This is a genomic window from Microbacterium sp. ARD31 (genome assembly GCF_031844425.1).
Genome location: NZ_JAUZVE010000056.1, coordinates 1 through 21,458 on the forward strand (window position 1 = coordinate 1; position 21,458 = coordinate 21,458).

Genomic DNA, 21,458 nt, shown 5'->3' on the forward strand with positions numbered 1-21,458 from the left:
TCGCGGACCGCCGTACGCGCGTCCCTGCCGTGGACGTAGGCCTCGTGCATGCCCGACACGAGGAACATCTGGTAGTCCATGGCGAGCCCGAAGAGGATGCCGATCAGCAGCGTGGGCATGAAGCTGAACACGGCCGAGGGGTCGTGCACGTCGAACACGGAGCCCAGCCAGCCCCACTGGTAGACCGCGACGATCGCACCAAAACTGGCCGCGACCGAGAGCAGGAAGCCGGCGGTCGCCACGAGCGGCACCAGGATCGAGCGGAACACGATCGTCAGCAGCACGAGCGAGAGCCCGATGACCATGGTCAGGTACAAAGGAAGCGCGCCGGCGAGCCGTTCCGAGACCTCGATGTTGGCGACCGTGGCACCGGTCAGGCCCAGCTCGACGTCGTCGCCGAGGAGCTGATCTCCCGTCGGGTTCGCGTCGCCGACCACCTGGCGCAGGTCGAGCCAGGAGCCCTCGCGCACGGCGTCACCGTCGGCGAGCCGGCGCAGGCCCTGGACCAGCTCCACGGTCGACTCGGCGGACGGGCCCTCGGCGGGCACGACCTGGAACGCGACCGTACGACGGTCCTCGCTGGTGCCGATGGGCAGCACGGAGACGCGGTCGTCCACCGCGAGCACCGCGCGGGCGACCTCGGCCTGCTCGGCGACGAGGTCGTCCTGAGCCACCGGGGCGTCGTACTCCGCGGCCAGCAGCAGCGGGCCGTTGCTGCCGGGGCCGAAGCTCTCGGCCACGCGCTCGTAGGCCCGGTAGGCGGTCGAGTCCTGCGGCTCGGAGGAGCCGTCGGGCAGCCCGAGCCGCATCGACAGCGCGGGGAGCGCGAGCACCAGCATGACCAGGGCGACCACTGCGGTCGCCGCACGCGGGCGACGGGTGACCACGTCGACCCAGCGCTGCGGCCAGCCGTCGTGGGTGGGGGGCGCCGGGCGCCGGCGCCGCCGGCGCGGCACGGCGCGCCGCCCGACCAGCGACAGCAGGGCGGGCGTGAGGGTGAGCGCGACGAGCACCGTGACGGCGACCGTGAAGGCAGCCAGCAGGCCCATCTGGAGCAGGGTGGGGATGCCGGACACGGCGAGGGCAGCGAGCGCGATCACCACGGTCGTGCCGGCGACCACGACCGCCGAGCCGGCCGTGCCGGTGGCCAGCGCGACGCTGGCACGCAGCTGCTCCCGCGTCGGCTCGGTGCCGTCGGCGGTGAGGGCGGCGAGCTGGCGGCGGTGCCGGTTGACGATGAAGAGCGCGTAGTCGATGCCGACGGCCAGGCCGAGCATCATGCCCAGCACCGGGGCCATCTGCTGGAGGTCGATCCAGTGCGTGGTGGCGATGCCCGCGGTCAGGCTCACGCCGACGCCCACCAGCGCGATGGCCAGCGGGAGGCCGGCCAGCACGAGGGACCCGAGCATCACCAGCAGCACGACGCCCGCGACCGCGACGCCGATGACCTCACCGATCCCGCCGACCTCGCGGGCCATGGTGAGCTCCTGGCCGTAGTCGGCCTCGAGCCCGGCCTCGGCGAGCTGCTCGCCCGTCTCGGGGACGGCCTCGAGCACTGCCGGGTCGAGCTCCTGGGTCTGGGTGTCGAAACGGACCTGCACGAGGGCGGTCGTGCCGTCACGGCTGACGAAGGACACGTCCTCGCCGGCGGACCGCAGGTCGCGTCCCGCGTGGTAGGCGTCCCAGCCGGCGGTGAGCTCGTCCTCGGCGTCGGCGAGCCGTGCCCGCCCGTCGACGAGCTGCTGCTCGAGCTCGGCCGTCGCCTTGCTGGGGTGGTCGGCGAGGTAGTTCTCGAGGCCGATGAGCTGCGCGCGGCCGGTGTCGTACTGCTCCTGGCCCTTCACCAGGCGGCGCTCCCCGCGACGGAGCTCGTCGTCGGAGGCGTCGAGGCGCCGCTGGAGCGCGAACGGGTCCATCACCTCGGTGACGTGCGGGAGCTCCTCCCATGCCTGCATGGTGTTGCGCAATGCCGCCTTCTGCTCGGCGGTGAAGCCGTCGGCGCTGTGCACCACGACCGTGCCGGTGCCGCCGGCGACCTGCGGGATCTCACGGCCGAGCTCGTCGAGCACGCGGCCGAACTCGCTGTCGGGGATCTCGAACTCGTTGCTGAGCGGTCGCGAGAAGGCGGCCATCCCGCCGACGGCGGCGGCCATCACGAACACCCACGCCAGCAGGACGGCGATCGGGCGGCGGGCCGCGAACAGCCCGAGCCGGTGCAGCAGGGTCGCCACGTCAGTCCTCCGTCCCGGGCCGCACGGCGGCCGCCTCGTCGAAGCCGGCGAAGAGGTGCTCCATCGCGCGGCGGATCCAGGTCCGGTGGAGCTCGGCGGCCTCCGCCTCGTCGGACGAGGCCTCCACTGCCAGCCGGGTCACGGCGCACAGGGCGCCGAACGACGCTGCGGCGAGGCTGGCGACGTAGATGGGGTCGGCCTCCTCGCCGAGCCGCCGCCGCAGCCCCTCCTCGAGGGCCTCACGCTGTCGGTCCTCGAACTCCAGCAGGAAGCGGCGCGTCGCCGCGGAGCGCCCGGCGGCCCTCTCCAGCTCGCGCGCCTGGGCGAACACCGGTCCGTCGACCAGCTCCTCGAGGACGACCAGCGCGGACGCGCGCAGCGGCTCGTCGGCGGGGCGGGCCACGATGGCGTCGATGGTCTCCAGCGTCGCCGCCTCCAGCGACGCGGTGAGGACGTCCTCGACCCGGGCGAAGTAGTTGAACAGCGTCCGGCGCGAGACGCCTGCGATCTCGGCGATCCGGTCGGCGGTCAGGGCCTCGAGCCCCTCCTCGGCGAGGACCTGGATGGCCGCAGCGGTGAGCGCGGCCCGCGTCTCGAGCTTGCGGCGCTCGCGGGCGCCGGAGATCTGCACGGTCATGAGATGCACCTTAGTGCAACTTTGCACGGTGGTGCAAACACGGTTCGGCGAATCCCCCTCGGCCGCCGCGACGCGCGGTTACAGTTCGGGCACGTCAGGCCACAAGCCATCCACAGGAAGGCAACACCCGTGACCGAGCTCCTCTCGCCCAGTCGCTCCGCATGGTCGGGCCGGGTCTCCCAGCACCGCCGCGAGCAGGTGGCGGCACGGCTCGCCCACCCGGTGAGCCCCGGCGGTCCGACCGGGCCGGTCGAGTCGGACCGGCTGGTGCTCGACCTCGCGCGGGTGCGCGTCGCCTGGGCCACGCGCGTCCAGGAGAGCTGGCTCCCGGTGGTCAAGGCCCTGTGCCGCGAGCTCGAGAGCGTGTCCTCGGTGGTGCTGTGCACCTCGGCGGGCGCGACCGTGGCGACGTACGGACTCGGGTCGTCCGACGAGGACCGCGCCTCGAACCTCACCGGCGTGCTGCTCGGCGCGGCCGCCGCCCTGAACGGCTCCGAGCCCGACGCGGTCCACCTCTCCGCCGGCCACACGCACACCGTCGTCGCGCCGGTCCCCGGCACGGAGATGGGTCCCCATGCCCTCGCGGTCACGGCCGTCGAGGCCAACGCGGCACCCGTGGTCGCCCACACGCGTCGCGCGGCCGCGGAGCTCGCCGGCCTCCTGGCGCCTCAGTCCTGAGCGAGCAGCTCGTCGGCGGCGGCGTAGGGGTCCACGTCGCCCGACGCCACCCGTGACGCGAGCCGGTCCAGGTCGGCCGCGCCGCCGGCCTGCCCCCAGCGCTCGCGCAGGGCGGCGAGCGCGATCGCCTCGACCTCGCGCCGCGCCCGTGCCGTACGACGCCGCACCAGCTCGCCGGACTCCCCCAGCCAGGCGGCGTGCCGGTCGATCTCGCCCAGCAGCTCGTCGATGCCCTGCCCGGTGCTGGCCACGGTCTGCAGCACGGGCGGTCGCCAGGCGCCGTCGCGACGTTCGGCCATGGTGAGCATCGTGCGCAGCTCGCGACGCGTGCGGTCCGCGCCCTCGCGGTCGGCCTTGTTGACCGCGTAGACGTCGCCGACCTCGAGGATCCCGGCCTTGGCCGCCTGGATGCCGTCGCCCATGCCTGGCGCGAGCAGCACCAGGGTCGTGTCGGCCAGGCCGGCCACCTCGACCTCGCTCTGCCCCACCCCGACCGTCTCGACGACCACCACGTCGCAGCCGGCGGCGTCGAGGACGCGCACGGCCTGCGGCGTCGACCACGCGAGACCGCCCAGGTGGCCGCGGGCGCCCATGGAGCGGATGTAGACGTCGCGGTCGAGCGCGTGGTCACCCATCCGCACCCGGTCACCCAGGAGCGCACCCCCGGAGAACGGTGAGGACGGGTCGATCGCGAGGACCCCGACCCGCTTGCCGGCCCGCCGCAGCGCCGCCACGAGGGCGTTCGTCGAGGTGGACTTGCCGACGCCGGGCGCACCCGTGATGCCGAGCACGTGGGCGCCGCCCACGTGCTCGCGCAGCGCGGACATCACCTCCCGCAGGTGCGGGGAGGCGTCCTCCACCAGGGTGATCAGCCGGGCGACCGCGGCCGGGTCGCCCTCGCGCGCGCGGGCGACCAGGTCGGGGACCGCGAGGGGGCCCCGCCGGGTCGCGCGCGCCATCGGCCCGCTCAGGCGGGGACGCGGATGATCAGGGCGTCGCCCTGGCCGCCGCCACCGCAGAGCGCGGCCGCACCGACGCCGCCACCGCGACGCTTGAGCTCGAGGGCCAGGGTCAGCACGATCCGGGCGCCGGACATCCCGACCGGGTGGCCCAGCGCGATGGCGCCGCCGTTGACGTTGACCTTGTCCTCGCTCACGCCGAGCTGACGGGCCGACTCGATGCCGACGGCCGCGAAGGCCTCGTTGAGCTCGAAGAGGTCGATCTCGGAGACCGCGATGCCCTCCTTCTCGGCTGCCTTGGCGATCGCGTTGGCCGGCTGGAGCTGGAGCGAGGAGTCGGGGCCGGCGACCTGGCCGGACGCGCCGATCTCGGCGATCCAGGTGAGGCCGAGCTCCTCGGCCTTGGCCTTGCTCATCACCAGCACGGCGCAGGCACCGTCGGAGATCTGCGAGGCGGACCCGGCGGTGATGGTGCCGTCCTTGCTGACCGGGCGCAGGCCGGCGAGGGTCTCGACGGTGGTGTCACCGCGCACGCCCTCGTCCTCAGCCACGGTGATGTCGCCCTTGCGCGTGGAGATGGTGACCGGGACGACCTCGTCGTCGAACAGGCCGTTCTTCCAGGCCAGGGCCGCGCGCTGGTGCGACTGGGCGGCGAAGGCGTCCTGCTCCTCGCGGGTCAGGTTCGCGCCGGCGGCGTTGCAGCCCTCGGTCAGGTTGATCATCGCCTGGTCGGTGAACTGGTCGTAGAGGGCGTCGTAGGCCATCGAGTCGACCAGCGCGGTGTCGCCGTACTTGAAGCCCTCGCGGCTCTTCGGCAGCAGGTGGGGCGCCTGGGTCATCGACTCCATGCCGCCGGCGACGACGATCTCGTGCTCACCGGCACGGATCAGCTGGTCGGCCATCGCGATGGCGTTGATGCCCGACAGGCAGACCTTGTTGATCGTGATCGAGGGGACGGTCATCGGGATGCCGCCCTTGACCGCGGCCTGGCGGGCGGTGATCTGGCCGGCGCCGGCCTGGATGACCTGGCCCATGATCACGTAGTCGACCTGGTCGCCGCTCACGCCCGCCTTGTCCAGCGCGCCCTTGATGGCGACGCCGCCGAGGTCGGCCGCCGACTGGTCCTTGAGGCCGCCGAGCAGGCGGCCGATCGGGGTGCGAGCCCCCGCGACGATCACGGACGTGGTCATGGTTCTCCTCCAGGCGGTGCGGGGTGGGTCCGGCAGGCGTGGTGCCTGCTTCGGACGATACCCACCAGCGTGAGGGGTCCGGCAGGGGTGAACGCCCATTCACCCGTGAGGCACACGTCACATCCGTGCCGCACCGACCGACACACCCCTACGGGCTCACCAATTTGAGGGAGCGCGTCCGCGCGGCGCACCCCGACCGGCACGCCGGTGGTGAGGTGGGCGCACGCGGCCTCGGGGCCGGCCACACGTCGTCACCGAGGAGCACGTCATGTCACGAGTCCGCCGCACCCTGACCGCCGCGGTCGCGCTGGCCACGGCTGCCCTGCTCGGCACCGTCCTGGCCGCACCGCCGGCGAGCGCGCGTGCCGGCGGCCTCGGGGGACTGTGGCTGCTCGACGAGGGCACCGGCCAGGTCGCCTACGACCTGTCCTTCAACGGCAACCGTGGCCAGCTCGGCTCGACCTCGGGCGCCGACGCCGCCGACCCCACGTGGGTCGCCCTTCCCCGCCTGCTGTTCTTCAAGCGGTCCGCGCTGCGCTTCAACGGGGCGCAGAGCGTCCGCATGGCCGACGCCCCGAGCCTGGAGCCCGACGGCGTCACGGTCCTGGCCCGGGTCCGCAGCACCGGCGCCGGCAGCTTCCGCTACCTGATGTCCAAGGGCGCCTTCCAGTGCGAGAACGCCTCCTACGGCCTCTACACCGGCGCGGACGGTGGACTGGTCTTCTACGTCTCCGACGGCACCCGGGTCCACCTGTCCGCCGACGCCGGCGCGGGGATCTGGGACGGCGCCTGGCACACCGTGATGGGCGCCTTCGACGGCGGGACCATCCGCCTCTACGTCGACGGCCGGATCGTCGGGTCCCCCGTCGCGGCGCCGGTGAGCGTCTACTACGGCATGCCGACCGGCGACGACTTCTACCTCGGCGACTACAGCGGCCCGTGCGCCACCCCGCTCGGCTTCGTCGGCGACATCGACGCCGCCGCCGTGCTCGGGACCTACGACCGCACCGCCACCCTGGGCTGAGCCCGAGCCACTCCAGGACGGGTGTCCGGAGTGGCGACCGTCACACCCCCTCGCCCCCGGGCGCGGCGTCGTACACCATGTGCTCCATGACCCCGGACCTGCCTGCTGACGTGCACCACCTCTTCACCGCCATCGACCACGTCGGCATCGCGGTGCCCGACCTCGACGAGGCCATGGCGTTCTACCGCGACGCCTACGGCATGCAGGTCCTCCACGAGGAGACGAACGAGGAGCAGGGCGTCCGCGAGGCCATGGTCGGCGTGGGCGACTCCGGGTCGTGCATCCAGCTGCTCGCGCCCCTCTCCCCCGAGTCCACCATCGCGAAGTTCCTCGATCGCAACGGACAGGGCATCCAGCAGCTCGCCTTCCGCGTGGACGACGTCGAGCACGTCGCGGGCGTGCTGCGCGAGCGCGGGCTGCGCCTGCTGTACGACGCCCCGAGGCGCGGCACCTCCAACAGCCGGGTGAACTTCATCCACCCGAAGGACGCCGGCGGGGTGCTCGTCGAGCTGGTCGAGCCCGCCGCGGACCCGCACTGAGCGCGAGGTATCTCACACCTCCACCCGCGCGAGGTTACTCGCCGGTATCTTCCACCCCGATCGTGCCACCGATGCCTCACCTGATCCCAGGAGACACCCGTGCAGAACATCCTCGAAGCCATCCAGTCCGGGAACGCCACCTCGGAGGACTTCGCCAGCCTCGAGCTGCCTGAGTCCTACCGCGCCGCCTTCGTGAAGAAGGACGAGGTCGACATGTTCGAGGGCCTGACCTCGAAGGAGAAGGACCCGCGCAAGTCCCTCCACGTCGACGACGTCCCGCTCCCCGAGCTCGGACCCGGCGAGGCCTTCGTCGCCGTGATGGCCAGCGCCATCAACTACAACACCGTGTGGACCTCGATCTTCGAGCCCGTCTCCACCTTCGGCTTCCTCGAGCGCTACGGCCGCAGCTCCGAGCTGACCAAGCGGCACGACCTGCCCTACCACGTGGTCGGCTCCGACCTGTCCGGCGTGGTGCTCAAGGTCGGCGCCGGCGTGACCCGCTGGAAGCCGGGCGACCGGGTCGTCGCGCACTGCCTCTCCGTCGAGCTCGAGGGCCCCGACGGCCACAACGACACGATGCTCGACACCGAGCAGCGGATCTGGGGCTTCGAGACGAACTTCGGCGGCCTGGCCGACGTGGCGATGGTCAAGGCCAACCAGCTGATGCCCAAGCCCGAGCACCTCACCTGGGAGGAGGCCGCCTCCCCCGGCCTCGTGAACTGCACGGCGTACCGCCAGCTCGTGAGCACCAACGGCGGCAACATGAAGCAGGGCGACAACGTCCTCATCTGGGGCGCCTCCGGCGGCCTCGGCGGCTTCGCGACCCAGTACGCCCTCAACGGCGGCGCGACCCCGGTGTGCGTGGTCTCCAACGAGGAGAAGGCCCAGATCGCCCGCAGCATGGGCGCGGAGCTGATCATCAACCGCTCCGAGGAGGGCTACAAGTTCTGGAACGACGAGGGCACCGAGCAGGACCCGCGCGAGTGGAAGCGGTTCGGCGCCCGCATCCGTGAGCTCACCGGTGGCGAGGACATCGACATCGTCTTCGAGCACCCCGGCCGCGAGACGTTCGGCGCGTCGGTCTTCGTGACCCGCAAGGGCGGCACCATCACCACCTGCGCGTCCACCACGGGCTACATGCACGAGTACGACAACCGCTACCTGTGGATGAACCTCAAGCGGATCATCTCCAGCCACTTCGCCAACTACCGCGAGTCGTGGGAGGCCAACCGCCTCATCGCCAAGGGCAAGATCCACCCGACGCTGTCGAGGACCTACACGCTCGACGAGGTCGGGCAGGCCTCGCTCGACGTGCACCAGAACGCCCACCAGGGCAAGGTCGGCGTGCTGTGCCTCGCCCCGGAGGAGGGGCTCGGCGTCCTCGACCACGAGATGCGCGCGAAGCACGAAACCGCGATCAACCGGTTCCGCGGCGTCTGACCCACCCCTACGGGGCCCTTCTGGGGCTGCTCACACCCCGGTTCGCGGGTCACCCGCGAGCCGGGGTGTGTTTGTCCCGCGGCATCGGAGAGACTGGCACCGACGCAGTCCGTACGACGTGAGAGTGGGTGTCGCAGCATGAGCTCCGACCAGGGCCTGTCCATCTTCGACGAGCCGGAGTCGTCCGACGACTCGGCCGAGGAGACGCAGGTGCTCCCGGTGACGCCGAAGGACGAACCCGCGGCCGCGGGCAAGCGGGCGGCCGCGTCGACCGGGGCGCCCGCGAAGGCCCCGGCGAAGGCTCCGGCGAAGGCTCCGGCGAAGGCTCCCGCGAAGGCGGCCCAGGAGCCTGCCGAGAAGCCTGCCGCGACGACGGCCCCAGTTCCGGCCGCGACCCCGGTCGGGGAACCCGCCCGCAAGCCGGACCCGACGCCGGACCCCGACCTGGAGGCGACCCGGCGGACGCCCGTCATCCCCCCGCCGGCACCGACCGCCGACCCGGGCCCGGTCCCGACCTCGGCTCCGGCCGCCTCCCAGCGCCGGGAGCCGACCCCGACCCCTGTCTCCACGCGACCCGTGGTGCCGCCGCCGGTCCCGGCAGCGGCCCCGCTGCCGCAGGTGCGGCGTGGTGGCTACGACAAGGCCGCGGTCGACCAGCGCGTGCACCAGCTGATGTCGGAGAAGTCGGGGCTCGCCACCAGCCTGGCGAGCAGCGAGGAGCGGGTGATCGAGCTCGAGTCCGAGCTGACCCGCCTGCGCGCCGAGCTCGAGGAGAACGCGAACCCGACCTACGCAGGTCTCGGCGGGCGCGCCACCTCGATGCTCAAGCTCGCCGAGGACGAGGCCAACGACGTGCGCACGGCCGCACGGCGCGACGCCGAGGAGATCCGCCGGGCGGCCAGCCGCGACGCCGAGAGCATCCGTGCCGACGCCGCGCGCGAGGCCGACGACATGCGGATGGTCCAGCTCAAGGAGCTCGAGGAGATGCGCGCGCGGCTCACCGCCGACGCCGAGACCGAGCGCTCCCTGGCCAAGGCGGAGGCGGCCGACCTCCTCGCCGCCGCCAAGCGTGAGGCCGACCAGCTCCGCCTCGCTGCGCAGCAGGAGACCAACGAGATGCGCACCACGGCCACCCGTGAGGCCGAGCAGGCGCGCGCCGCCGCGGACCGCGAGGTCCAGGAGGCCCGCCGCACGCTCGCGGTGGAGAAGGAGCGCCTGGCCCGGGAGGCGGCCGAGCACCACAGCAATGCCACCGCCGAGACGCAGCGCCTCGTCGCCGAGGCCGAGGCCCGCGCCAGCGCCGCGGAGCAGCGGGCCCGCGAGGCGACCGCCCAGGCCAACACGCACCGCTCCCAGGCGCAGAGCGAGGCCGAGGGCCTCCTCAGCCGGGCGCGGCGCGAGGCCGAGCAGATCGTCGCGTCCGCACGCACCCAGGCCGACTCCATCAACGCGACCCGGCAGGCCGAGGCCGAGCGTGAGCTGGCCAACATCCAGGCCGAGGTCGAGCGGGTGGCCAAGCGCCGCGACGCCATCACCGCCCAGCTCGGCGCGCTGCGCGACGTGGTGGCCGGCTTCGGCGAGGACGAGTCCTGAGCTGGCGGTCCCGGCTGCGGGAGGCCCTGGCGCCTCGCGACGCCGAGCCCGAGGTGGCCGCCGCCGTCCAGGCGCGCGCCGACGCCGGCGGCGCGACCTCGCCCGGTGCCGTGCAGGAGGTGGCGCAGGAGGTCGTCGAGCAGGCCAGCGACCACGCCGATCGCGCGGAGGCGGCGGCCGAGTCGGCCGAGGAGTCCGCGCGCTCGGCGGCCGACATCGCGGAGAAGATCGACGACGCGACCGACCTCGTCGTCGACGAGGAGACGCCGGCGCCGTACGTCCCCGTGGAGGCCACGACGCAGCCGTCCCAGCTGCTGCGGCACTCCCCCTTCAACATCGGCTTCTTCGGCGCGCTGGGCGCGCTCGTCGCGGTGTTCCTGTCCCAGCAGCTGCTGAGCATCTCCTCGGTCCTGGTGCTGCTGGTGATGTCGATGTTCCTCGCGATCGGGCTCAACCCGGTGGTGGAGTTCTTCATGCGCCGCGGCATCCGGCGCGGCCTGTCCGTGCTGCTGGTGCTCGTCGTGGTGATCAGCGTCCTGGCGCTCTTCGTCGTCGCCGTGGCACCGGTGATCAGTGACCAGATCGCGCAGATCACCCGCAACGCACCCGGGTGGCTCGACGACCTCCAGGCCAACAGCCAGGTGCAGAAGCTCGACGACAAGTACGACGTCATCGCGAAGATCCGCGACTACATCCAGAACGGCGACTTCGGGCAGCGCATCTTCGGCGGGGCGCTGGGATTCGGCCTGAAGGTGCTCAGCGTCGTCACCAACAGCCTCATCGTGCTCGTGCTGATGATCTACTTCCTCGCGTCGCTGCCGAGCATCAAGCACGCCGCCTACTCGCTGGCGCCCGCCTCGAGGCGGCCCCGCGTGAGCGATCTCGGTGACCGCATCATCCGGTCCACGGGCGCCTACGTCGCCGGAGCCTTCCTCGTCGCGTCCTGCGCCGGGGTCAGCACGCTGCTCTTCTCGTTCGTCGTGGGACTGGGCGAATACGCCTTCGCGCTGGCCTTCGTGGTCGGCCTGTTCTCGCTCATCCCGATCGTCGGCGCCTTCGTGTCCGGAGCGATCATGACGTTGCTCGGGCTGACCGTCTCACCGACGGTCGCCCTGGTCACCTTGGTCTACTACCTCGCCTACCAGCAGTTCGAGTCCTACGTCATCTACCCCAGGATCATGAAGAAGTCGGTCGACCTGCCGGGCTCGGTGACCGTGGTGGCGGCGCTCGTGGGCGGCTCGCTGATGGGCGTGATCGGCGCACTGCTGGCCGTGCCGACCGCGGCCGCGCTCCTCCTGCTGCACCGTGAGGTGTTCCTCAAGCGCCAGGACGCCCGCTGAGGCTCGGCGAGCTGCCCTCGTCCGCGCCACGGTCCTCGGGCAGCGGCTCGACGACGAGTCCGGCGCGCCCCTCCCCGAGCTTGACCACGACGACGCCGGCGAGCACCAGCAGGCCGCCAGCGAGCTGCACCGGGCGCGGCAGCTCGCCGAGGAGCAGCCAGGCCCACACGACCGCAGCCAGCACCTCACCGAGCGCGACGAACGACGCCAGCCGGCTGCCGAGGCGGCGCCCGGCCGCGATGCCGGTGACGTAGGAGAACGCCGCGGTGACCAGGCCCAGCGCGATGACGGGCACCCACCACACCACCGCACGGCCGTCGTAGACAGCGTCCGCCGTGGAGGCGTGGAAGGGCAGGAGCCCGGTCGCACCCGCCACCAGCAGGACCGCGCCGCCGACCAGCAGCCCGCCGGCGGCCAGGGAGATGCCTGGCAGTCCGTTGTCCTCGTCGGCGGAGATGACGAAGTACGTCGCCGCGCCGACCATCGCGCCGAGCGCCCACAGCACACCGGCCGTGCTCAGCTCCGCACCCGAGACCACGTCGAGCACCAGCACCAGGCCGGCCGCGGCGATCGCCGCCCCGAGCAGGGTGAGCGCGGAGGGGCGGTGCCCGTGGCGCAGCCAGAGCCACACCACGACCGCCACCGGAGCGGTGTACTCGAGCAGCAGGGCCACGCTGACCTGCATGTAGGTGACGGCGTAGAAGTAGCACAGCTGCGCGCCGGCCACCGCCGCCAGGCCGTAGACCACGACGATCCCGGCGTTGTCGCGCACCAGGTGCCAGCGGCCCCGGAGCGCGAGCGCGCCCGGGACGACGAGGACCAGTGCGGCGATCGCGATCCGCAGGCCCACCGTCGCCCCAGCGCTCCACCCGGTGTCGAGCAGGCCGCGGGCCAGCGCCCCCGACAGCCCGAAGGACGTGGCGGAGGCGACCGCCAGGCCCAGCCCGGCAGCGGTACGCGACGAGGTGTCATGGGTCATAGCGCTCACGGTCATGACACTAGGACTCGCTGGTGTAATGTGTCAACGTGCTTTTCACAGATGACACCGACGCGGCGCTCCAGGCCGCCGTGGCACTGGCGAACTCCACGGACGAGCCGGGCCAGCCGCTGGGGTCGGTGGACGACCTGACGGCGTTCCTCGTGGGGTGGTCCTACACCGGACGTCACGACGCCACGCCCGCCGAGCTCGACGCCGTACGACGTCTCCGCCCCGCGCTGCGGAGCCTGCTGCTGGCGGAGCGGGACGAGGCCGCCGAGATCGTGAACCGCATGCTGGCGCGGTCCCGGGCGCTCCCCCAGCTCCAGCGCCACGACCACTGGGACTGGCACCTGCACGCCGTCGACCCGGACCGGCCCCTGGAGGAGCGCGTCGTGGTGGAGACCGCGATGGCGATGGTCGACGTCATCCGCGCGGACGAGATGTCGCGGCTCGCCACCTGTGCGGCCGACGACTGCGAGGACGTCGTGCTGGACCTGTCGCGCAACCGGTCGCGCCGCTACTGCTCGACCACCTGCGGCAACCGCGAGGCCGTCGCGGCCTACCGCGCCCGCCAGCGCTCCTGAGCCGTCACGGGCTCAGGGCAGGAAGCGCTTCATCACCTCGAGGAAGACCTGCGGCTGCTCGGAGTGCACCCAGTGCCCCGCACCCTTGACCAGCACCCGCCGGTTGCGCGGGAACCGCCGGTCCATCTCGACCGCGGACTCGTCGGTGATGTAGTCGGAGTCGGCCCCACCGACCCACAGCACCGGTCCGTCGTACGTCACCTCGCCGAGCTCCTCGGACGGCCAGCCGGTGAGCCCTGCCATCTCCTCGCCCAGCAGGTCGAGGTTGACCTGCCAGTGCCACCCGTCGTCGGTGCGCCGCAGGTTCTGCAGCAGGAAGCTGCGCACCACGCTGTTGGGCACCGCCTCGCGCAGCGCCTCCTCGGCCTCGTCGCGTCGCTCGATGGTCGACAGGTCCAGCGCCCGCATGGTCTCGATGTAGCCGACGAACTCGCGGCCGCTGTCGTAGGCGACGGGGGCGATGTCGACGACGGCGAGCCGCTCGACGAGCTCGGGGTGCCTGAGCGCGAGGCACATGGCGATCTTCCCGCCCATCGAGTGACCGACGAGCGCGACCGGGCCCTCCGGACGCAACGTCTCGGCGACCTGGTCGGCCAGGTCGAGGTAGTCGAAGGTCTCCGTCCAGGGGGAACGACCGTGGTTGGGCATGTCGACGAGGACCACGCGGTGGTCCGCGCTGAGGGCCTTGGCGATCTGGGTCCAGTTCTTGCCCTGGCCGAAGAGACCGTGGCAGAAGGCGACGGTCGGGCCGTCGGCGCCGAGGACCGTGGTGTGCAGGCTCACGGCACCATCCTCGCAGTGCCCGGGCGTTGGCCCGCGCGCACGGTCAGAAGTCGAAGCCGTCGAAGCCGTCGAACATGCCGCCGATGCCGTCGCCGATCCCACCGAACATGTCGCCGAGGCCCTCGCCGATGGCACCGATGCCCTCTCCGAGACCGTCGAAGCCGCCGCCGAAGAGCATGCCCATGAACATCCAGTCCATCGGGCTGAAGGCACCGAAGTAACCCGCGGCGTAGGGCTGGTAGGCGCGGCCGCCCTGCCAGTAGGGCACCCGGCGGGACCCGACCATCACCTTGCGGATGTCGGGCTCGGCGCCGGCGCGGACCCGCTCGACGTCGAGGGCGCAGGCGGGCACGTCGCGTGACGTGCCGCCCGGCGGCGTCCACGGGACATCGGCGACCGACAGGCCGTGGCGGGGGTCGAAGAAGCACGGCGGTCGCCGCTGCGGCAGCGGCTCGCCCGCCACCCGGGCGCGCACGCACGCCATCGCGTAGCGGCCGTCCTCGAGGATCTCGGTGACGTGCTTGACGTCCTCGGCCCGGGTGAGGCCGGCGGCCGCCACCTTGGCCGACTCGTAGGCGTCGAGCGCGCGCTGGTAGTCGGCGTTGGCGCCGGGGTCGAGCTGCTGGCCGGCGAGGTCGATGTCGAGGTCCTGGAGCTCCACGCCGAGCGCGGTCACGTCCTCCTCGGCGAGCTTCTTGACCGGCGCCACCTCGGCCTCGGCGCGTGCCAGCTCGCGCTTCTTGCCCGACCTGCCGGCCGCCACCGCGACCGCGGTGAGACCGCCGAGGACGAGCAGCAGGAGGACGATTTCCATGCCGACAGCCTACGCAGCGGCGACAACCACCGCCGTACGCGAAGAGCAGGTCGCGCGCCGACCCCCGACGACGTGCGACCTGCTCTCGAGAAGCGGCCGGGCAGCGGGACCCTCCCCTGTGCGGTCCCGCCGCTCCCGGCGTGAGAGAAGATTCCCGCGAAACGGCAGGGACCGGCATCCGTAGTAGTACGTATCTCTCCTACGTAAGCCGATAGATTCAGCCTCGTGCTGTCCCCGTGCCTCGGTCGTGACGACGTCCAGCGCGCGTTGAGCGAGGCGATCGAGGAGTCGCGCTGGGTCACCGTGGTCGGGCCGCCCGGCAGCGGCAAGACGCTCCTCGTGCGCCACGTCGCCGAGGCCACCCCGGCGTCGTGGGTCGACGCGCGCAACCTGCACACGATCGACGACGTGCTGGTCGCGGCCCTGGAGAGCCTGGAGTCGGAGACGGCGCCGGGCGACTCGCTGACGGGCGCGCTGGGGCGCGCGGTGGACGGTCACGACACGCTGCTGGTCCTGGACGGCCTCGACCTCGACGCGACGGGCGCCGGCCCGGTGCTGCAGGCGGTGCTGGAGAGCACGAGCGACGCGCGCGTCGTGGTGACGGCCCGGACCACGGCGGGCGAGCCCTACGAGTCCGTCGTGCGCGTCGGGCCGCTGCCGGTGCCCACCCCGCGCTCGCCCCTCGAGGGACCGGCCGTCGAGCTGTTCCTGCGCCGCATCCGCGCCGCGGGCGGCCAGCAGGTCGACCTCGCCGCCCAGGCCCACGAGGTACGACGCCTCCTCAGCGCCACCGGCGGCCTCCCGCTCCTGATCGAGCAGGTCGCGGTGCAGTCGGCCCTGGTCGGGCTGAGCAACGCGATGTCGACCGTGAGCCTCGACCAGGCGGTCGACTCGGCGCACGACCTCCTCGACGACGCCAGCGCCACCGCGCTGCGCCGGATCGGCCTGCTCGACTTCCCGGTCGGGCTCGGCGTGCTCGCCGAGGTGCTCGACCTCCCCGTCGCCGAGGCCGCCGAGCTGGCCGGCGGGCTGGTCCGCCGCAGCCTCCTGGAGGTCGACCACCAGGGGCGCTTCGACATGCTCTCCCCGATCCGGGGCCGCGCCCGGGTGCTGGCGCACCCCGACGACGCCGACGCCGTCGAGGGGGGCCTGCTGCGGTGGGCGCAGCGCAACGCGCCCGAGCACGACAACTTCGGCGCCGCCGACGCGGAGTGGTTGCGCGACCTCCCGGCCATGCGGCACGCGGTGCTGACCGCGTGCTCCCGGCCGGAGACGCGCGACGAGGGCTACCACGTCGCCAACCGGATCTACTCCTCGCTCTACACCTCGATGCGCACCCGCGAGGCGGTCGAGATCATGGAAGGTGTCCTCGCCAGCGGCGACGGCCCGCCGGGCATCGGCGCGCAGATGGCGCGGCGCGCCGGGATCGCCGCCTCGGAGATGCGCGGCACCTACGAGGGCCTGTGGCTGCTCGACCGGGCCGACCAGCACGCGTCGTCGGCGCCGCGCCCCGAGGAGCAGCTGGCCAAGACCGCGTCGATCCGCGCCGAGATGCACCTCGACGCGGGCGACCTCGCGCGCGCCGAGAGCGAGGCGCTGCGCGCCATCGAGCTCGACCCCGAGGGGTCGATGCGCCGCCAGGCCACCCGCACCCTGGCCGACCTCTACACCTCGCAGGGCCGCTTCGCCGAGGCGACGAAGGCCGCGGGCGAGGCGATGACCGCCCGGACGAGCCGGGACGAGCGCTGGATCGACCTCTCCGCACGCACCCTCCTGGCCCGCATCGCGCTGGAGCAGGGGCGCATCGCCGAGGCGGTCGCGGCGACCAGGGCCGTGGTGGCGGAGGCGCGCGAGCTGGCCGAGGACCGGGTCGGCCTGCTCGCCGAGACCCTGCTGCGCGCGCTCGACCCGTCCTGGCAGCCCACGGAGGTCGTCCGCGAGACCCTCCCCTGGGCCGTCCGCCTCCCCGTGCTGGCCCAGGACGGTCGCGACCTGCTGACCGGGGGCGAGGCCCGGCAGGCCGCGGGCCTGGCCGCCGACGTCGTGGCCCTCGCCGACTCCGCCCGACTGGGTCGCGACGGTGTCGAGGCGCGGCTGCTCCTCGGCCGCGCACTGGTCGAGCTGGGCGACCTCGACCAGGCCACGACGACGTACCTCACCGCGCTCGACCAGTGCCGCACGATGCGCCTGCCGTTGCGGGCGGCCGACGTGCTCGACGGCCTCGCCGGCGTGGCCCGCGCACGCGAGCTGCCCGAGGCGCGCGCACTGGCCGCGGCCGCCTTCGCCCTCCGCACGCCGCGGATGGCGGTCCGCTGGGGCTACTCCGCCGACTACGACGTCGCCCCCGCAGGGAGCGCGCCGGCGGACTGGCTCGACGGCGACGACCTGTCCGCCGCGGCGGTGCCGCTGATCACCGCGGTGTTCAACCGGCCGGCGACCGCACCGCCCTCCGTGCTGGACGCCCTGACCGCAGCCGAGCGGCAGGTCGCGGAGCGGGTGGCCCACGGCCTGACCAGCCGCAAGATCGCCGAGGAGCTCTTCGTCTCCCCCCGGACCGTCGACGCGCACCTCACGCACATCTACCGCAAGCTCGACATCAACACGCGGGCGCGGCTGGCGGCGCTGGTGATGGAGCAGTCGCAGCGGCTCTGACGGCTCGGCGGCCCACTGTCGGTGGTCCGTGCGCATGATGAGGGCATGAGCCGGACGATCCAGGTCACCTTCGACGCCCACGACCCGCAGTCGCTCTCCCGCTTCTGGGCCGACGCGATGGGCTACGTCAACCCACCACCGCCCGGGCGCGAGCTCGAGCCGGGCCAGGACCCCTTCGACGCCTGGCACGCCTTCCTCGGCGAGGTCGGGGTCCCGGAGTCGGAGTGGAACTCCGCCTCTGCGGCCGAGGACCCCGACGGCGACGGCCCGCGGTTGTTCTTCCAGCGGGTGCCGGAGGGCAAGACCGCCAAGAACCGCGTGCACCTCGACCTGCGGGCCGCCCCGGGGCTGCAGGGCGAGGAGCGGATGGCGGCGCTCGAGGCCGAGGCCGAGCGCCTGGTCGCCCTCGGCGCCACCCGCGTCGAGAGGCACGAGCCCGCCCCGCCGATGACGGCCGGCCACCTCGTGATGGCCGACCCCGAGGGCAACGAGTTCTGCCTGGACTGAGCTCGACCTGGTCCGATCACGGGCAGCGAAGCCCGTGCTTTACTCGAGGAGAGCCGTCGAGCGCTCGCCGCAGGAGAAGGACCCGCACCGGATGACAGACCTCGCCGCCCAGGAGCCGCGCGTGCCCGCGCCGTCGCGCCGGGCCCTGCTCGGAGCCGCGTGGACGGCGCCCGTGGTCGTCGCGGTGGGCACCGCCCCGGCCTACGCCGCCTCCGCCGCGGCACGGCTCGCCATCGACACCTTCACGTCCTACGGCGCCGCCTACACCGGCGCCGGCACGCCCTCCCGGATCGAGACCAAGGTCCAGGTCCGGCGCGAGTGGACGGCGTCCGCTCCCGCCGTCACCAGCATCACCGTGACCGTGTCGTTCCCCACCACCGTCGCCGCGGGCGGCAAGCCCGTCTCCGTGTCCGGCACCGGCTGGGCCGCCGGCCCGGTCAGCGGTCCCGCCAACGGCGCGTACACCTACACGTTCACGTGGACCGGCAGGCTCGACAACACCACCCAGTCGACGTCGGAGCTGCTCTTCCACGTCAAGCGCACCAGCGTGGCCACGACGAGCACCACCCTCACCGCCTCGGCGACCTCACCACAGGCGACCTCGGTGAGCCGCACGATCACGACGGGTGTCTGACCGCCCCGGGGTGGGCTCTCGACAGCCTGCCCGGCCTCAGCGCGCGCTGTAGTCGCGGAAGCCCCGCCCGGTCTTGCGGCCGAGGTAGCCCGCCGTCACCAGGTGCTCGAGCAGCGGAGCCGGTGCGAAGCCGGGCTCGCGGAACTCGAGGTAGAGCTCGCGCTGGATCGCGAGGGAGACGTCGTTGCCCACCACGTCGAGCAGCTCGAAGGGTCCCATCGGCAGCGCGCAGCCCTGCTTCATCGCGGTGTCGATGTCGTCGGCCGTCGCGTAGTGCGCCTCGAGCATCTTCACGGCGTCGTTGAGGTAGGGGAAGAGCAGGGCGTTGACGATGAAGCCGGACCGGTCGCCGCACCTCACCGCCACCTTGCCGACCCGGTCGCACAGCGCCAGGACGCTCTCGGTCACCGACTCGTCGGTGGCGACGGTGGAGACCACCTCGACCAGCTTCATGATCGCCGCCGGGTTGAAGAAGTGCATGCCGATGACGTCCTGCGGACGCTTGGTCACCTTGGCCATCGCGATGATGGGCAGCGAAGAGGTGGTGGTCGCCAGGATCGCCCCCGGCTTGCAGATCTCGTCGAGGTTCTCGAACAGGGTCGTCTTGATCGCGAGGTCCTCGGCGATCGCCTCGACGACGATGTCGACGTCCCTGAGGTCGTCGAGCGACGTCGTGCCGCGCACCCGGCCGAGCACCTCGGCCTTCTGCTCCTCGGTCGCCCGGCCGCGCTGGATCTGCTTGTCGAAGTTCTTCGTGATCGTCGCGAGCACGCCGTCGACCTTGTCCTGGCCCCGACCGGTGAACAGCACGTCGTAGCCCGCCTTGGCGAAGACCTCGACGATGCCGCAGGCCATGGTCCCGGTGCCGACGACGCCGACGAGCGAGATGTCGTGGTGCAGCTGGGGCTTGTCGTCCTCGCTCGGGGTGTGCGCGTCGGCCACCACGACCGGCGAGTCGGGGGCCTCGTAGGTGTAGAAGCCGCGCCCGGACTTGCGACCCAGGAGGCCGGCGGTGACGTACTGCTTGAGGATGGGTGCCGGGGCGTGGAGGCGGTCGCGTCCCTGCTTGTACATCGTGTCGAGGATCTCGTAGGCGGTGTCGAGCCCGATCAGGTCGAGCAGGGCCAGCGGGCCCATCGGGTAGCCGCAGCCGAACCGCATGGCGGCGTCGATGTCCTCGCGGGAGGCGTACTTGCCCTCGTACATCGACACGGCGTGGTTGAGGTAGCCGAACAGCAGCGTGTTGGCGATGAACCCGGCCTTGTCGCCGCAGACGACCGGGTTCTTCCCGAGGTCGCGCAGCAGGCCCTGCACCCGGGCGAGGACCTCCGGCTCGGTGACGACCGTGCGCACGATCTCGACGAGGTTCTGCACCGGCGCGGGGTTGAAGAAGTGGACGCCGACCACGCGCCCGGGCTTGGCGTTGGCGGTGGAGATCTCGGTGACGCTCAACGACGAGGTGTTCGTGGCCAGCACGGCGTCCGGGCGGACGATGTCGTCCAGCGTCCGGAAGATCGCCTTCTTGACCTCGAGCGACTCGACGACGGCCTCGACGACGAGATCGGCCTTCGCCAGGTCCTCCATCGCGGTGGTGAGGGTGATCCGGCCGAGGAGCTCGGCCTGCTGCTCCTCGGTCATCTTCTCGCGCTTCACCGCTCGGCCGGTGGAGTGCTCGAGGTGCTGGCGTCCCCGCTCGAGCGCCGCCTCGTTGACCTCGACGCCGATCACGTCGTAGCCGTTGCGGGCGAAGACCTCGGCGATGCCGGCGCCCATGGTGCCCAGGCCGATCACGCCGACGGTGGTGAACTCGCGGGAAGTCTCCTCAGTCATGGACGCATGCTCCCACGCCTCCTCGCCCGTGCGGGTGTGGCAACCGTCACGTCCCGGACGGCTCGGGAGGGCGTACGACGACGACCTCGTCCCCCGGGCGCACCGGGCCGGGACGGACCACCTTCGCGCACAGCCCGCGCAGTCGTCGCGGCTTGCCCTCGGGACCGTTGACGAAGGCCAGCGCGTCCTTGCCGAAGCGGGCGATGAACTTGCCGCAGCCGGTGTGGGGCTGGTCGGTCACCACGATGACCGCCCCGTCGGGGCCACCGATGTGGAGCTCGCTCCACGCGGGCAGGTTGTCGTGGGAGAGGTCGAGGTCGAGGAACATCTGGTCGCCCGCCAGCGGCTCGCGCTCGGGGTCCTGCGCCAGGAACTCCACGAGCCGGTGGTTCATCAGGTTGAGCTGCATGTCGGGGTGCGCCGAGCCGTCCGGCGTGCGCCGGCTGCCCCGCACGGCCCAGGTGTCGCCGACCAGGCCCTCGGTGACGTCGAGGTGGCCGACCTCCAGCACCTCGCGCTGCCCGGGCGCGGGTCGCCGGACCACGGCGCGCAGCACGCCCACGTCGCGCGGTGAGCGGTCCACGTCCGGGAGGAAGGCGGTCAGGTCGTCGGTGCTGCGGTGCGTCCTCAGGACCCTCCGCACCAGCGTGCGGCCGGGCTGCTCGCGGACCCGCTCGAGCGGTCGCGGCAGCGGCTCCCCCGAGGCGATCTCCGCGAACCCCAGCGCGGCGTAGGCGCCGGCCTCCGGACCGGCGTACGGCGACGCGGTCACCTGGCCGTGCCCGCGCACGGACAGCCGCTCGCAGGCCGCCTCCACCAACGCCCGCGTGGTGCTGCCGTCGAGGTCCACCCCGACGACGACCTCGTGCAGGTGCGCGTGCCCGTCGAGCAGGTCGACGCGCACGTGGCCCACCGGCGGGTCCCCCGCGACCATCACGAAGCCCGGGTGGTCGGGCGCCGGGTCGAGGCCGAGCTGCGCGATGTCTCGCTGGCGCGCGGGGCGTACTGCGTGGTCGGTCACGGGGTCACTGTAGATTCGCCCGT

General features: G+C 72.8%; 19 protein-coding genes. 10 read left to right on the forward strand and 9 right to left on the reverse strand.

Going from position 1 to position 21,458, the window contains the following annotated elements; all coding sequences use genetic code 11:
- Nucleotides 1-2,231, reverse strand: a 2,231-nt coding sequence (locus Q9S36_RS44905) for an MMPL family transporter (RefSeq protein WP_311291248.1), incomplete at its 3' end; no start/stop codon positions are given.
- Between the two features lies 1 nt (nt 2,232).
- Entirely contained in the window at nt 2,233-2,868 is a 636-nt protein-coding gene (locus Q9S36_RS44910) for a TetR/AcrR family transcriptional regulator (RefSeq protein ID WP_311291249.1), read from the reverse strand.
- Between the two features lie 129 nt (nt 2,869-2,997).
- Between Q9S36_RS44910 and Q9S36_RS44915 the strand changes: the two genes are divergently transcribed.
- A complete protein-coding gene (locus tag Q9S36_RS44915; RefSeq protein ID WP_311291250.1) occupies nt 2,998-3,546 on the forward strand; it encodes a hypothetical protein in 549 nt (182 codons plus the stop codon).
- Here the strand turns inward: Q9S36_RS44915 and meaB are convergent.
- Nucleotides 3,537-4,505 (reverse strand): methylmalonyl Co-A mutase-associated GTPase MeaB, encoded by a 969-nt coding sequence (meaB, locus tag Q9S36_RS44920; protein WP_311291251.1) that lies wholly within the window; start codon nt 4,503-4,505, stop codon nt 3,537-3,539. The two genes, Q9S36_RS44915 and meaB, sit on opposite strands and share 10 nt — an antisense overlap.
- 8 nt (nt 4,506-4,513) lie before the next feature.
- A complete protein-coding gene (locus Q9S36_RS44925; RefSeq protein ID WP_311291252.1) occupies nt 4,514-5,695 on the reverse strand; it encodes an acetyl-CoA C-acetyltransferase in 1,182 nt (393 codons plus the stop codon).
- A 268-nt stretch (nt 5,696-5,963) separates the two neighbouring features.
- Here Q9S36_RS44925 and Q9S36_RS44930 point away from each other — a divergent pair, with 268 nt between their 5' ends.
- The 5 genes from Q9S36_RS44930 to Q9S36_RS44950 all read left to right on the forward strand — a co-directional run bounded on the left by Q9S36_RS44930 (nt 5,964) and on the right by Q9S36_RS44950 (nt 11,631).
- Nucleotides 5,964-6,719 (forward strand): LamG-like jellyroll fold domain-containing protein, encoded by a 756-nt coding sequence (locus Q9S36_RS44930; RefSeq protein WP_311291253.1) that lies wholly within the window; start codon nt 5,964-5,966, stop codon nt 6,717-6,719.
- Nucleotides 6,720-6,805: 86 nt separating this feature from the next.
- Nucleotides 6,806-7,258, forward strand: coding sequence for a methylmalonyl-CoA epimerase (gene mce, locus Q9S36_RS44935; RefSeq protein WP_311291254.1), 453 nt, complete (start codon nt 6,806-6,808; stop codon nt 7,256-7,258).
- 99 nt (nt 7,259-7,357) lie between these two features.
- Nucleotides 7,358-8,698, forward strand: coding sequence for a crotonyl-CoA carboxylase/reductase (gene ccrA, locus Q9S36_RS44940; RefSeq protein ID WP_311291255.1), 1,341 nt, complete (start codon nt 7,358-7,360; stop codon nt 8,696-8,698).
- 138 nt (nt 8,699-8,836) lie between these two features.
- Nucleotides 8,837-10,291: a hypothetical protein gene (locus tag Q9S36_RS44945; RefSeq protein ID WP_311291256.1), complete on the forward strand. Its 1,455-nt coding sequence runs from the start codon at nt 8,837-8,839 to the stop codon at nt 10,289-10,291.
- Nucleotides 10,292-10,344: 53 nt separating this feature from the next.
- The gene (locus Q9S36_RS44950; protein WP_311291257.1) at nt 10,345-11,631 is read left to right on the forward strand and encodes an AI-2E family transporter; all 1,287 of its coding nucleotides are present in this window, start codon (nt 10,345-10,347) and stop codon (nt 11,629-11,631) included.
- Here the strand turns inward: Q9S36_RS44950 and Q9S36_RS44955 are convergent.
- On the reverse strand, nt 11,609-12,610 hold the full coding sequence (locus Q9S36_RS44955) for an EamA family transporter (RefSeq protein ID WP_311291258.1): 1,002 nt from the start codon (nt 12,608-12,610) through the stop codon (nt 11,609-11,611). The two genes, Q9S36_RS44950 and Q9S36_RS44955, sit on opposite strands and share 23 nt — an antisense overlap.
- Before the next feature lie 47 nt (nt 12,611-12,657).
- Between Q9S36_RS44955 and Q9S36_RS44960 the strand changes: the two genes are divergently transcribed.
- Nucleotides 12,658-13,194 carry a CGNR zinc finger domain-containing protein gene (locus Q9S36_RS44960; RefSeq protein WP_311291259.1) on the forward strand — a complete coding sequence of 179 codons (537 nt, stop codon included), beginning with the start codon at nt 12,658-12,660 and terminating at the stop codon, nt 13,192-13,194.
- Nucleotides 13,195-13,206: 12 nt separating this feature from the next.
- On the opposite strand, the gene Q9S36_RS44965 is transcribed toward Q9S36_RS44960, so the two are convergent.
- Entirely contained in the window at nt 13,207-13,977 is a 771-nt protein-coding gene (locus Q9S36_RS44965; protein ID WP_311291260.1) for an alpha/beta fold hydrolase, read from the reverse strand.
- A 43-nt stretch (nt 13,978-14,020) separates the two neighbouring features.
- The gene (locus Q9S36_RS44970) at nt 14,021-14,791 is read right to left on the reverse strand and encodes a hypothetical protein (RefSeq protein ID WP_311291261.1); all 771 of its coding nucleotides are present in this window, start codon (nt 14,789-14,791) and stop codon (nt 14,021-14,023) included.
- 225 nt (nt 14,792-15,016) lie between these two features.
- Here Q9S36_RS44970 and Q9S36_RS44975 point away from each other — a divergent pair, with 225 nt between their 5' ends.
- From Q9S36_RS44975 to Q9S36_RS44985, 3 genes are all read left to right on the forward strand, one after another.
- Nucleotides 15,017-17,443, forward strand: a complete 2,427-nt coding sequence (locus Q9S36_RS44975) for a LuxR C-terminal-related transcriptional regulator (RefSeq protein WP_311291262.1) — start codon at nt 15,017-15,019, stop codon at nt 17,441-17,443.
- 45 nt (nt 17,444-17,488) lie between these two features.
- Nucleotides 17,489-17,950, forward strand: coding sequence for a VOC family protein (locus Q9S36_RS44980; RefSeq protein ID WP_311291263.1), 462 nt, complete (start codon nt 17,489-17,491; stop codon nt 17,948-17,950).
- 91 nt (nt 17,951-18,041) lie between these two features.
- Nucleotides 18,042-18,584: a hypothetical protein gene (locus Q9S36_RS44985; protein WP_311291264.1), complete on the forward strand. Its 543-nt coding sequence runs from the start codon at nt 18,042-18,044 to the stop codon at nt 18,582-18,584.
- A 36-nt stretch (nt 18,585-18,620) separates the two neighbouring features.
- On the opposite strand, the gene Q9S36_RS44990 is transcribed toward Q9S36_RS44985, so the two are convergent.
- Nucleotides 18,621-20,414, reverse strand: coding sequence for a 3-hydroxybutyryl-CoA dehydrogenase (locus Q9S36_RS44990; RefSeq protein WP_311291265.1), 1,794 nt, complete (start codon nt 20,412-20,414; stop codon nt 18,621-18,623).
- 46 nt (nt 20,415-20,460) lie between these two features.
- Nucleotides 20,461-21,435, reverse strand: a complete 975-nt coding sequence (locus tag Q9S36_RS44995; RefSeq protein WP_311291266.1) for a hypothetical protein — start codon at nt 21,433-21,435, stop codon at nt 20,461-20,463.
- Nucleotides 21,436-21,458: the final 23 nt, after the last annotated feature.

Bases quoted from the DNA above. Each gene is read 5' to 3' on its own strand.
- Q9S36_RS44930 (WP_311291253.1), top strand. From the start codon at position 5,964: ATGTCACGAGTCCGCCGCACCCTGACCGCCGCGGTCGCGCTGGCCACG.
- Q9S36_RS44910 (WP_311291249.1), bottom strand. From the start codon at position 2,868: ATGACCGTGCAGATCTCCGGCGCCCGCGAGCGCCGCAAGCTCGAGACG.
- meaB (WP_311291251.1), bottom strand. From the start codon at position 4,505: ATGGCGCGCGCGACCCGGCGGGGCCCCCTCGCGGTCCCCGACCTGGTC.
- Q9S36_RS44925 (WP_311291252.1), bottom strand. From the start codon at position 5,695: ATGACCACGTCCGTGATCGTCGCGGGGGCTCGCACCCCGATCGGCCGC.
- mce (WP_311291254.1), top strand. From the start codon at position 6,806: ATGACCCCGGACCTGCCTGCTGACGTGCACCACCTCTTCACCGCCATC.
- Q9S36_RS44945 (WP_311291256.1), top strand. From the start codon at position 8,837: ATGAGCTCCGACCAGGGCCTGTCCATCTTCGACGAGCCGGAGTCGTCC.
- Q9S36_RS44980 (WP_311291263.1), top strand. From the start codon at position 17,489: ATGAGCCGGACGATCCAGGTCACCTTCGACGCCCACGACCCGCAGTCG.
- Q9S36_RS44985 (WP_311291264.1), top strand. From the start codon at position 18,042: ATGACAGACCTCGCCGCCCAGGAGCCGCGCGTGCCCGCGCCGTCGCGC.
- Q9S36_RS44970 (WP_311291261.1), bottom strand. From the start codon at position 14,791: ATGGAAATCGTCCTCCTGCTGCTCGTCCTCGGCGGTCTCACCGCGGTC.
- Q9S36_RS44990 (WP_311291265.1), bottom strand. From the start codon at position 20,414: ATGACTGAGGAGACTTCCCGCGAGTTCACCACCGTCGGCGTGATCGGC.
- Q9S36_RS44955 (WP_311291258.1), bottom strand. From the start codon at position 12,610: ATGACCCATGACACCTCGTCGCGTACCGCTGCCGGGCTGGGCCTGGCG.